Raw genomic sequence first — 12,104 nt, 5'->3', positions numbered from 1 at the left:
GATGCCAAGCGGTTCCGATAGTCGCGGTCCCAACAAGAACTCCGGGGCCAAATCAGCCAAGGCCATCAAGGCCGCCAACAAGAACAGTCGGCCGGCCAAGAAGGGCAAGGGCGGCGTCCCCGCTCCCCGCCAGATCCCCTGGCTGTCGATCGGCGCCGGTGTGGCTGTGCTCGCACTCATCGCCGTGCTCGGTATCAATCTGTGGCCCAAGGTCGAGGAGCGGCAGGCCCTCGAGCCGTACAAGTACAGCTCCGAGAACAAGGATCCGTCCGACAAGATCGACGGCGTCCTCAAGATCGAGTACCCGGCCGGCCAGCACGTCGATTCCACTCAGCGCGTGGCGTACGACCAGACCCCGCCGTTCGGCGGCCCGCACGACGCCACCTGGGCTAACTGCACCGGAACCGTGTACGCCGACCCGATTCGCACCGAGAACGCCGTCCACTCGCTCGAGCACGGCGCCATCTGGATCACGTACAACCCCGATCTCGTCGACCAGGACCAGATCGACAGTCTCGCCGGACGCGTGAACGGCAAGTCCTACATGCTGATGTCGCCGTACCCCGGTCAGAGCAGCCCCATTTCTCTGCAGTCGTGGGGCCATCGCCTCGAGATCGACAAGGCCGACGACGATCGCATCGATCAGTTCATCACTGCGCTGAACCAGAACCCGAACGTCTACCCCGAGGTCGGCGCGAGCTGCACCAACCCGCTGTTCACTCCGTCGACGTCGCCGTTCGATCCGACACCTCCGGGCGCCGACGCCATCCAGATGGACGGCACGGGCGCTACCCCGGCCACCGACGAACAGATTCCCGCCGGTGGATAGTTCGACGAACACCGATCAGTCTTCGAAGCCGAGTCAGCGCACCGCACTGCTGATCATCGGTCTGATCGGCGCGATCGCCGTCGGTTTTGCGCTCGGCGCACTGACCAACCTCCTCGGACCCGATGCGAAGTCGTCACTGACCGTTCCGGCTTCGGATTCGGTGGACGTGGGCTTCGCGCAGGACATGAGCGTGCATCACAGCCAGGCCGTCGACATGGCGTCCATCGCCCTGACGAAGTCCACGGACAACGACGTACGCACGCTGGCGTTCGACATCTTGACCACGCAGCAGAACCAGCTCGGTCAGATGCAGGCGTGGCTGACCATGTGGGATCAGCCGCTGTCCAAGGTGGGCCCGTACATGGAGTGGATGTCGTCGGATTCGGGCTCCGGCCATGGATCGCACGGGACTTCGGCCACGATGGACATGAGTCATTCCGGGCCGGTCGACACCATGCCCGGCATGGCGTCCCCCGAGGACCTTGCGGCTCTCCGCGCAGCGGAAGGTCTGCAACTCGACACCTTGTTCCTGCAGCTGATGCTTCGTCACCACGAAGGTGGGCTTCCGATGATGGAGTACGCAGCAGCCGACGCCACCGAGGGGCCGGTGCGCAGCCTGGCGCAGACGATGGTCAACACGCAGCAGAGCGAGTCCAAGCTGATGACCGACATGTTGGCAGCTCGCGGCGCAGTGCCACTGCCCATGAACTGAGCAGAACTGAACTGAGCCGAAATTGTTCAGACCCAACTGGGCCTGGTCCTGAATTTCAGGACCAGGTCCAGTTTTCTACTTCCGGCATGTCTTCGAGGTGCTCGACGATGTAACGCGAGTGCTTTTCGAGCTGTGTGCGGCAGAACTCCGCCAACTCGGACGCCCCGGCCGGCCGACGCTTGGAGCGTCGTAGCGCCTCGATCACCAGGTGGTAGCGGCTCATCTTGTTGAGGACAACCATGTCGAACGGTGTTGTGGTTGTTCCCTGTTCACTGAATCCGCGAACGTGGAAGCGCTCGGGACTCGGACGCCCGTGAATCAGTTCGTGCACGGCACGCGAGTATCCGTGGAATGCGAACACGACGTCGGTCTGCGCGGAGAACAGATCGAGGAAGACCCGCTCCCCGAATCCGTGGGGATGCTCGGTTGGCGTCAGCAAGGCCATCAGATCGACGACGTTGACGACGCGGGTGATCAGTTCGGGTGTGTGATCGCGCAGCAACTGTGCAGCAGCCAGGATCTCCTGCGTCGGCACATCTCCCGCGGCGGCCAGGACCACGTCCGGTTCCTGTCCGCGAGCCTCAGTTCCGGCCCATTCCCAGACCGAAGCGCCCGCCGCGCAGTGCTCGTGCGCTTGCTCGAGCGTGAGGTACTGCAGGTGCGGTTGCTTGTCCACGACTATCAGGTTGACGTGGTCGGTACTACGCAGGCAGTGGTCCGAGATCGAGAGCAAGGTGTTGGAATCCGGCGGCAGCCACACGCGGATCACACTGGGTGCCAAGGGAATAACGGCGTCGATCATGCCGGGGCCCTGATGACTGAATCCGTTGTGATCGTTGCGCCAGCACGTACTGGTCAGCAGCACGTTGAGCGAAGCAACAGACGCCCGCCACGGCAGGTCGACGGCATGTTGGAGCCACTTGGCGTGCTGGATGAGCATCGACACGCTCACCATCGCAAATGCTTCGTAGCTCGCGAACATCCCGTGTCGGCCCGACAGCAGATAGCCCTCGAGCCATCCCTCGCAGAGGTGCTCGCTGAGGACCTCCATGACACGACCGTCCGCGGACAGCCCGTCGTCGTAGTCGGTGATCGGCAGTTGCCAGCAGCGATCGGTTGTCTCGAATACGGCGCCGAGGCGATTGCTCGACGTCTCGTCCGGACAGAAGAGTCGGAAGATCCCGCCGCTGTCCTCGGTTTCCGTGGCGGCGTAGATGTCGCGCAGAAGCTCGCCGAGAACTCGCGTCGTCTCGTGGAAGGTCGAACCCGGGGATTGGATGGGAAGCGCATACTTTTCGAGCGGCGGCATCGGGAGATCGACGCGAAGTCGTCCACCGTTCGCGTAGGGAGTGCTCCCCATGCGCTTGTCCCCCGTCGGCGACAGCGCCGCCAGTTCCGCGACGAGTGATCCGTTGGCGTCGAACAACTCGTCCGGACGGTACGACCGCATCCACTCTTCGAGTTGCCGCAGATGTGATTCGTTGCTTCGCACGCCGGACAACGGCACCTGGTGCGCACGATGTGTGCCCTCGACCAAGATTCCGTCGACGGTGTGTGGACCGGTCCATCCTTTCGGCGTCCGCAACACGATTGCCGGCCACGAACCCGTCCACTCCTCTCCGCGGCGTGCGGCACCCTGCATCTCGCGAATCTTCTCGTGCGCCTGCGAGATCGCTTGATACAGCTGGGGAAACACCGCGTCGGGGTCGTCACCGGAGACGACGATCGGCGCCCACCCCTGTCCACCGAGGTAAGCCTGGATGTCTTCGTCGCTGCTGCGTCCGTAGACCGTCGGCCCGGCGATCTTGGCACCGTTCACGTGCAGGATCGGCAGCACCGCGCCGTCGCGTCGTGGATTCAAGAACGCCGGGAGCTTCCACGAACCGGACAACGGCCCGGTCTCCGCTTCGCCGTCGCCGATCACACAGGCCACCACGAGGTTCGGATGATCGAAGGCAGCGCCGGCCGCATGGGCAAGGGCGTAGCCGAGCTCGCCGCCTTCGTGGATGCTTCCGGGTGTCTGCACACTCACATGGCTGGGCACTCCGCCGGGAGCGGAGAATCGCCGACACATCCGGTGGATGCCCTCGGCGTCGTCCGAGACTTCCGGATAGATCTCCGAGTACGTTCCCTCGAGATACGTCGACGCGACCAGCGCCGGACCGCCGTGCCCGGGACCGGTCACGTAAAGCCAGTCTGCGCCGGTGGCGACGATGTGCCGATTGAGGAGCGTGTAGATCATCGACAAGCCGGGGCTGGTCCCCCAGTGCCCGAGCAGTCGGGGCTTGATGTGCTCGGCACGCAACGGTTCCCGCAGAAGCGTGTTGTCCTTCAGATAGATCTGCGCGACGGTCAGGTAGTTGGCCGCTGCCCACCACTTCAGGTCGAGCGCGAGCTGGTCTTCGGAATAGTGGTGATCGGTCATCAACGACTCCCGTACCTCACGAGGGTGCCCGAGCAGTCCGCCCGAGCCTGTGCTCGGAGCCGAGCCTAGGCGTAAAAAGCATCCGAGTCAGTCGGTACAGATGATTCGACGACCATGGTCCCCGGCCGCATCCTCGACACCTCCCGCGAGGACGCCATGCCGAGACGGGTGCCGGTTTGGTCTTGTCCCCCCGTGATGCGCTACGCTAACGCAGCCCAATCGGCACACCGAGTATTCGGTGCGCCCCCGTAGCTCAGGGGATAGAGCGTTCGCCTCCGGAGCGAAAGGTCGCAGGTTCGAATCCTGCCGGGGGCACCACGAAGACGCAGGTCAGCGATTGATCGTCGGCCTCTTCACGGTGCCACACCAAAATATTCAGGGCAATCTACCCGACTACTGTCGATCTCATGCCTCGCATCGATCCTGCTCCCACGTACACGATGCGTCAGCTGGCTGCGTTTGTCGCGGTAGCCGAGACCGGAACGATCAGTGCCGCGGCCGAGCGCCTGCACCTCTCCCCCTCCGCCCTGTCCGCGGCGCTCACCGAACTCGAACGCGCGCTCAAAGTTCAACTGTGCGTTCGCCGTCGCTCATTCGGCATTCAACTCACCCGCACCGGTGAAGCGGTTCTGGTGCGCGCCCGGGCGCTACTTCAGCAAGCCGGGGAACTCGAGTCCGATGCGCTCGGAACCGGCGGAAGCGTGTCGGGGCCCATCGCGATCGGCTGTTATCCCGCTCTGGGGCCGACGGTATTGCCGTCGATGATCGCCGGGTTCACCCGCGAGAATCCTGACGCGCAGGTGGAGTTCCGCGAGGACACACAGAATCGGCTCCAGACACATCTCGAGAACGGCGAGTTGGACCTCGCGATCGCTTACGACCTGGACCTGTCTCCACAATTGCGCACAGTTCCGTTGGCCATCCGCGAACCCTTGATCGTCCTGGGTGCAGAACACCCACTCGCGCGGTCCGAGCGACCGATCCATCTTCCGGACCTCGCGGAACACCCGATGGTTCTCCTCGACGCGCCGCCGAGCACCAAACACGCGCTCGACGTCTGTCGCGCAGGCGGATTCGCCCCGAAGGTTGCCTACAGAACTGCGAACTTCGAGACGGCGAGGGCATTTGTCGGCCGTGGCCTCGGCTGGACGCTGCTACTCCAGCGGCCCAAGATCGACGTCACGTACGAGGGGCTCGAGGTGGTCGTCAAGACCATCGCTTCCCCCGCCGTGCCGTCGGTGCACGTGGTTCTCGCTTGGCACCAGAACACTCGCCTCAGCCGCGTCGCACGCGCTTTCATAGAATTCGTTTCACCCTCAGAACCTGCCCAATAGTCCCGCTACCAGGCAGCGGAGCTGGTTCCACGTATTTTCCGTGCAAGAACCTCCAATTCTTTCGCTTTTCAATTGTTGTGGCGCACGTCATTGTTTCTTCAAGCCACATTCATCTCGAAAGGCACTTCATGACCTCCATCGCCTCACCGACCGCAACGCGCGCCGCCGCGACGGTCAAGGCGCGTAAGGCCGCCCTCGGCAGCTTTGTCGGCACCGCCATCGAGTGGTACGACTTCTTCATCTACGGCACCGCCGCCGCACTCGTGCTCGGCAAGCAGTTCTTCCCCGGCACGTCCGATCTGGCCGGCACCCTCGCCGCCTTCGCCACCCTCGCCGTCGGATTCGTCGCGCGTCCCATCGGTGGAATCGTGATGGGCCACTTCGGCGACCGCATCGGACGCAAATCCATGTTGGTCACCTCGTTGATGCTGATGGGCTGCGCCACCGTTGCCATTGGGCTGCTACCCAACTACGCCGCTATCGGCGTCTTTGCCCCCGTACTCCTGGTGACCTTGCGATTCGTTCAGGGACTCGGTGTCGGCGGCGAGTGGGGCGGCGCAGTTCTGGTCGCCACCGAAAACGCACCGGAGGGCAGGAAGGGGCTGTACGGCAGCGCACCACAAATCGGTGTTCCCGCAGGCGTACTGGTGGCCAATCTCGTCTATCTCCCCCTCGCCGCCTTCATGGAAGACGATGCATTCAACTCCTGGGGATGGCGAATCCCGTTCCTGCTCAGCGCAGTTCTGGTGGGCGTCGCGATGTGGATCCGTCTCGGCCTCGAGGAAAGTGACGAGTTCACCGCGTCGAAGTCCGAGGCACCGGCGGAGTCCATGCCGATTCTCGAGGTTCTCACCAGACACTGGAAGACTGTGCTCCTCGCCGGTGGAACCTTCATCGCCACCAACGGAATCGCGTACGCGTACATGGTTTACGTCCTCAAGTACGGCGAGACCGAACTCGGCTTCAGCAAGACCACGATGCTCTTCCTTCTCATCGCATCCTGCCCGTTCTGGATGGCGGGAATGGCTTTCAGCGCTCACAAGTCGGACACTCTCGGACGCCGGACCGTCTACATCCGCAGTTCGATCACCCTGGTAGTGGCGGCAGCGGTGTTCTTTCCGCTGATCGACACAGCGATCGTTCCGGTGATGCTCGTATCGATGATCGCCCTCGGCTTCACGCTCGGCTGCTGCGCCGGCCCACAAGCGGCACTGTTCGCCGAATTGTTCCCCGCACACATCCGCTACAGCGGAGCGTCACTCGGCTACCAGATCGGCGCAATCCTCGGCGGCGGTCTGGCCCCGATGATCGCCACCGCGCTCTACGCCGCCTTCGACACCTCGTTCGCCATCACCGTCTACTTCGTGATCATTGCCGTGATCAGCCTGGTTTCCATCCTGCTACTCCCGGAACCTCAACTGATCCCGAAAAACACTGCCGCACAGAAAGCCTCGTGACCATGTCGACCTACTTTCATCCGAAGAAGTACGCACCCGAGGACTTCGCTTCCCTGGCGCCTTCGGCCGACGCACTTCCCGTCGTGATCGTCGGAGCCGGCCCCGTCGGCATGGGCGTAGCCATGGGCTTGGCGCAGCGCGGCATTGCCGTCACGATTCTCGAAGCGGCCGATCAGGTCTCGTTCGGCAGTCGCGCAATCTGCGTGTCACGCCACAGCCTCGAAGTTGCCGAACGCCTCGGCTTCGGTGCCGAGCTCGAAGACATCGTTCTGCCGTGGGTGGGTGGTCGGAGTTACTACCGCGATCAGGAAGTACTGCAGTTCCGCATGGCATCCGCCGAGCACGACGCGCGTGGACCCATGGTCAACGTCTCGCAATCCGAGTTCGAGCAGATCATGACCGACAAGCTGCTCGCTCACCCACTGGTGAACTTCCACTGGTCGTCGTCGATCGCCGGCATCTCCGTCAGTGACGACGAGGTGACTCTGACCGTCGACACCGCGTTCGGAACCCGCGAACTGCGCGCGGCGTGGGTCGTTGCCGCCGACGGTGGACGCAGCAAGATGCGCGAACTCAGCGGAATCCGCTTGCAGGGCAACAGCTACGAGGGCAACTATGTCATTGCCGACATTCATTGGGAATCGGAACTCCCGGCCGAGCGTCTGGTGTGGTTCGACGCACCCAGCAACCCGGGGTCCACGATCATCATGCATCGCCAACCACGGGACATCTGGCGCATCGACTACCAGCTCGACGCCTCGGACGATCCGGAAGCGGAGACGCAAGAAGATCGCATCCGTGACCGCATCACGCGTCACCTCGAATGGCTCCAGAGCGACATCCCCTGGACCCTGGAATGGTTCGGCTTCTACCGCGCCCACGCACTCGCTCTGGAAGATTTCACTCACGGCCGTGTGCTTTTTGCCGGCGACGCCGCGCATCTCGTTCCGATCTTCGGTGTTCGCGGCCTGAACTCGGGCATGGAAGACGCCGAGACCTTGGTGTGGCAACTAGCCGCCGTCATCAACGGAGCTGCCGATTCCACCATCCTCGACGCGTATTCGAAGGAACGTCGCAGCGCGTGGCAGCAGAACGTCGACAACGCAGGCAAGTCGACGCTCATCATGTCGCCGGGAAGTCACGGCTACCGGACCACCCGCGATGCCGTACTCGAAATCGCCACCAAGCGAAGCGAATTCGCGCACCTCATCAACCCGCGCCAGTCGAGTGCGACGCACGCCCGGCTCTCCCCGCTGACGTGGCCCACAGCTGCGGGCGCCGAGGGCGTACTACCCGGCGATCCGTTGGAAGACAGGGTCGTCCAGGTCTCGGCGGACGGTTCATCTACCTCCTTGAACAGTCTGCGCGGTACTGGATTCGGCCTGCTGGCTTTCGGACTGTCAGCTGAGCTGGTATCCGAACTCGACACGCAAGCCGAAATCCTTGCTCAGGCCCTTGCACCGGAAACCGTACGCGTGATCACCGTGGGAACTACCGACTCCACGGTTCCCGATGCCGAAGGCAATCTCGCATCTGCCCTCGGCGCACGTGTCGGCGAGATCTTCGTGATTCGGCCCGACGGATTGGTGCTGTGCCGCATCAGCGATCCCACACAATTGAACGACGTGGCCAAGCACCTCACCGCCGGCACCGCCCCGATACACTTCGACTCGCAACAGTCCGTCACGCCGACTGTGATCGACGACGAGGGCCGCCGCGAACACGTCTGGTTGGCACTGTCGAATGCACTGGATCAGGCTGATCCGTCCGACCGCGAAGCCATGTTGGTGCGCCTTGCCTTGATTCTCGGTTCGCAAGCTACGTCGACGAGCTTCGACGTAGCACTGAAAGACGCTGCTCTGAAAGACGCTGCCCTGAAATCTGCCACCCGATAGTTCAGACACAGCAACTCGGCCGCGCAGGATTGTCCCCTACGCGGCCGAGCGCATTCGCGGATGAAGCAAGTATTCAGTTGACCTCGGCCAATTCCTTTTCTTCCTCAGCGCGCCTTTCACGCACGGATCTTCCCCGCTGCGACCTTCCACGTACCAGCGGCGAGACGGTGATCGCCAAGCCCACCAGCGCGACTCCGGTAACCAGGATCAGTCCGGGATGGAACTGCTCGAATCCGGCGGTACCGGCGCCGGACGCGGTGTGCGATCCAGCGGTTACGAGGGCAGTGGTCAGAGCGAGCACGAGCGCCGCACCGACCTGAGCGGAGGTGTTCACCAGCCCGGACGCCAAACCCTGCTCCGAGTCGTCGACACCCGAGGTGGCCTGGGCCATGATCGAGGTGTACCCCAGCGCGAATCCGAGTCCGAGCAGGATGACGCTCGGCAGAATCGCCACGACGTACGACGGTGAATCACTGCCCGCGAAGAGGAACCAGAGGTACCCGACGCTGAGCGACGTCAGTGCCGCGATGATGAGCTTGGCACTGCCGTACAGGTCGACCAGCCGTCCGACGAACGGCGATCCGAATGCGACGATGATGCCCGCGGGCAGCAGTGCCATCGCCATCTTCAGGGGCGACCAGCCGAGGGCCGACTGCAGGAAGATCGTCATCATGAACTGGAAGCTCAGGTAGGAACCGAAGAGCGCGATGATGGCCAGATTCGCACGAACGATGGTGCCGACGCGCAGAAGCCCAAGTCGCACAAGCGGATGCGCCACCTTCTTCTCCACGAAGAAGAACGTCGCCAGAAGCACGGCTGCGACGGCGAACGAACCCAGCGTCATCGGGTGTGCCCATCCACGGGTCGGAGCCGAAACCATCGTGTACACCGTGAGAAGCATTCCCGTCACCAGGGTGACGGCGCCGACGAGATCGTGTCCCCCGGTATCTGCGGGACGGTCCCGCGGAATGAGGAAGTACCCACCGATCAGCGCGATGACGGCAAACGGAACCGGCATCAGGAACGTGAATCGCCAACCGGCACTGGTCAGCAGCCCACCGAGGATCAGACCGGACGAGTAACCACTGGCGCCGAACACGGAGAACACCGACAGCGCACGGTTACGGGCCGGACCTTCCTTGAACGTCGTGGTGAGAATGGACATGGCGGTCGGAGCGGTGAAGGCCGCAGCCAATCCCTTCACGAATCGTGATGCGATCAGCAGTGTTCCGTTGTCGACAAGGCCACCGACCAGCGAGGCGATTGCGAAGACGGTCAGCGCGATCAGGAAGACCTTCCTGCGCCCGAGAAGATCGGCGGTACGTCCACCGAGTAGCAACAGGCCGCCGAATCCGAGGACGTAGCCGTTGATGATCCACTGCAGCGAGGTAGTGGACAGGCCCAGTTCATTGCCGATGGACGGAAGAGCGACGCCCACCATCGATACATCGAGACCGTCGAGGAACAACACGAGGCAGAGCACCGCGAGGATGCCCCACAGCTTGAGGGACCAGCCCTCCCCTGTGGCCGGATCCGAGGATTCCGTAGAAACCGGGGCTTCCGGCGAATCGAATGGTTTGAGTGTCGAGTCTGTGCAAGTCACGTCAGCGAGAATAGATGCACATGCACATAATGCACAAGCATTTAATGCAATTGCACGTAATCGAGTTTTCAACTAGAATGCGGTCGTGACGTCGGAATCCGAATTGCGCAATACCTGGCGCTCGCTGTCGACCAGCTACAACGACATCGCGTGCGAACTCGATCGCCAGATGCAGTCGGCGCATGGGCTGAGCATGAGCGACTTCGAGGCTCTCGACCGACTCATGGACGCCACGTGCGAACGTCCACGCATGCAGGAGCTTGCCTCGGAGATGTACCTGAGTCCCAGCGCGCTCTCCCGTAGCGTGGCCCGTCTCGAGAAGGCCGGACTGGTTCAGCGAGCACTGTGCGAGGCCGACCGGCGCGGAGTCTTCGTCGACGTCACCGACAAAGGACGTCAGGTACACGCGGACGCCAGCAAAATTCAACTGGCCGTACTGGATTCACGCCTGCGCGAGCAGTAGCCACACGTCAGCGGAGCACAACACAGCGCCCGGCCACCGGGTGAGGGCCGTTCCGGACTAGACTGAGCACATACCGACGCGCCTTTCTGTTGCCGTCGGCGATCGACAGCAGCGCAGCCAGCACGCTTTCACGCGGTCCTGGCCGAGGCAATCTGCCAGCGTTCCTGCGGCTTCTGCTAGTCCCTCAGGCTCCTGCCTGACATCTCTACCTGCTCCTATCGAGAGATACACAATTGAACAACGCACGCACCCTTGGAGTCATCGGACAGTCGAGCAAACCGGCAGAACGCCGGTTGCCGATCCATCCTGCGCATTTCGATCGCATCGATGCCGAACTACGTTCTCGGATCTACCTCGAAGAAGGCTACGGTCACCCCTTCGGCTACTCCGACGACTACCTCTCGCGCCTCGTTGCCGGAATCCGCACGCGCAAGCAGATTTTGGCGGAAACCGATGTGGTTCTGCTACCGAAGCCGTTGGTGCGTGACCTCGCCGAGCTACGATCAGGTCAGGTTCTCTGGGGCTGGCCGCACTGTGTCCAGGACACCGAACTGACACAGATCGCGATCGACAAGAAACTGACTCTCATCGCCTTCGAGGCCATGAACTTCTGGCACAGCGACGGATCGTTCAATCTGCATGTGTTCCACAAGAACAACGAGCTCGCCGGTTATTGCTCGGTACTGCACGCCCTGCAGTTGATCGGTTCCACCGGTGACTACGGCCGGCGTCTCACCGCTGCCGTGATCGGTTTCGGAGCCACTGCACGCGGCGCGGTCACAGCACTCAAGGCGCACGGTATCCACGAAGTGGACGTCCTCACCCAGCGTGGAGTCACCGCCGTCAGCTCCCCCATCCACTCGGCGCGCATGGTCTCGTTCGACAACAACAACGGTGACGTCCGTGGCAGCCACGTCATGCTCGACAACCACAGCGTGCCGGTGCCCGGTTTCTTGGCCGAGCACGACATCGTCGTCAACTGCGTACTGCAGAACACGGACGCCCCGCTGACGTTCCTGACCGAGGAAGACCTCATGGACTTCCAACCCGGCAGCCTCATCGTGGACGTATCGTGCGACGAAGGCATGGGCTTCAGTTGGGCTCGCCCCACCTCGTTTGCCGAGCCGACCTTCATCGTCGGTGACAACATCACCTACTACGGTGTCGACCACAGTCCGTCATACCTGTGGAACTCCGCGTCGTGGGAGATCAGCGAATCACTTCTTCCCTACCTGCCCACTGTGATGGCAGGAGAGACGGCCTGGAAGGCAGACGAGACCGTCGACCGCGCCATCGAAATCCGTGACGGCGTCATCGTGAATCCCGCCATTACGCGTTTCCAGCACCGTTCGGCGGACTACCCGCACGCTGTCATCGCGGAGTAGG

9 protein-coding genes and 1 tRNA gene are annotated in these 12,104 nt (G+C 62.7%); 8 read left to right on the top strand and 2 right to left on the bottom strand.

Annotated features, from left to right (window positions below; translation table 11 throughout):
• Position 1 precedes the first annotated feature (1 nt).
• Together ATN38_RS21605 and ATN38_RS21600 are read left to right on the top strand one after the other, a co-directional pair.
• The gene (locus ATN38_RS21605) at positions 2–829 is read left to right on the top strand and encodes a DUF3105 domain-containing protein (protein WP_003941378.1); all 828 of its coding nucleotides are present in this window, start codon (positions 2–4) and stop codon (positions 827–829) included.
• Positions 822–1,541 carry a DUF305 domain-containing protein gene (locus tag ATN38_RS21600; RefSeq protein ID WP_030537330.1) on the top strand — a complete coding sequence of 240 codons (720 nt, stop codon included), beginning with the start codon at positions 822–824 and terminating at the stop codon, positions 1,539–1,541. The genes ATN38_RS21605 and ATN38_RS21600 overlap by 8 nt, the downstream gene beginning before the upstream one ends.
• Before the next feature lie 55 nt (positions 1,542–1,596).
• On the opposite strand, the gene ATN38_RS21595 is transcribed toward ATN38_RS21600, so the two are convergent.
• Positions 1,597–3,966 (bottom strand): phosphoketolase, encoded by a 2,370-nt coding sequence (locus ATN38_RS21595; RefSeq protein WP_003941371.1) that lies wholly within the window; start codon positions 3,964–3,966, stop codon positions 1,597–1,599.
• A gap of 242 nt (positions 3,967–4,208) precedes the next feature.
• Between ATN38_RS21595 and ATN38_RS21590 the strand changes: the two genes are divergently transcribed.
• The 4 genes from ATN38_RS21590 to ATN38_RS21575 all read left to right on the top strand — a co-directional run bounded on the left by ATN38_RS21590 (position 4,209) and on the right by ATN38_RS21575 (position 8,652).
• Positions 4,209–4,284: transfer RNA gene (locus ATN38_RS21590), tRNA-Arg, on the top strand.
• 89 nt (positions 4,285–4,373) lie between these two features.
• Positions 4,374–5,300 carry a LysR substrate-binding domain-containing protein gene (locus tag ATN38_RS21585; RefSeq protein ID WP_042445544.1) on the top strand — a complete coding sequence of 309 codons (927 nt, stop codon included), beginning with the start codon at positions 4,374–4,376 and terminating at the stop codon, positions 5,298–5,300.
• Positions 5,301–5,428: 128 nt separating this feature from the next.
• The gene (locus ATN38_RS21580; protein WP_218748619.1) at positions 5,429–6,757 is read left to right on the top strand and encodes an MFS transporter; all 1,329 of its coding nucleotides are present in this window, start codon (positions 5,429–5,431) and stop codon (positions 6,755–6,757) included.
• Between the two features lie 2 nt (positions 6,758–6,759).
• Complete coding sequence (locus ATN38_RS21575) at positions 6,760–8,652, top strand: FAD-dependent monooxygenase (protein ID WP_218748631.1); 1,893 nt, start codon at positions 6,760–6,762, stop codon at positions 8,650–8,652.
• A gap of 73 nt (positions 8,653–8,725) precedes the next feature.
• Here the strand turns inward: ATN38_RS21575 and ATN38_RS21570 are convergent, their stop codons facing one another.
• Positions 8,726–10,255, bottom strand: a complete 1,530-nt coding sequence (locus ATN38_RS21570; protein ID WP_165639707.1) for an MFS transporter — start codon at positions 10,253–10,255, stop codon at positions 8,726–8,728.
• Between the two features lie 85 nt (positions 10,256–10,340).
• On the opposite strand from ATN38_RS21570, the gene ATN38_RS21565 reads away from it, so the two are divergent.
• Both ATN38_RS21565 and ATN38_RS21560 read left to right on the top strand, forming a co-directional pair.
• Positions 10,341–10,718: a MarR family winged helix-turn-helix transcriptional regulator gene (locus tag ATN38_RS21565; protein ID WP_003941367.1), complete on the top strand. Its 378-nt coding sequence runs from the start codon at positions 10,341–10,343 to the stop codon at positions 10,716–10,718.
• Between the two features lie 233 nt (positions 10,719–10,951).
• On the top strand, positions 10,952–12,103 hold the full coding sequence (locus tag ATN38_RS21560; RefSeq protein WP_003941354.1) for a N(5)-(carboxyethyl)ornithine synthase: 1,152 nt from the start codon (positions 10,952–10,954) through the stop codon (positions 12,101–12,103).
• Position 12,104 lies beyond the last annotated feature (1 nt).

This window comes from Rhodococcus sp. FH8 (genome assembly GCF_019266085.1).
GTDB lineage: Bacteria > Actinomycetota > Actinomycetes > Mycobacteriales > Mycobacteriaceae > Rhodococcus_F > Rhodococcus_F qingshengii.
This window is presented reverse-complemented; position numbering and strand designations above follow the sequence as displayed.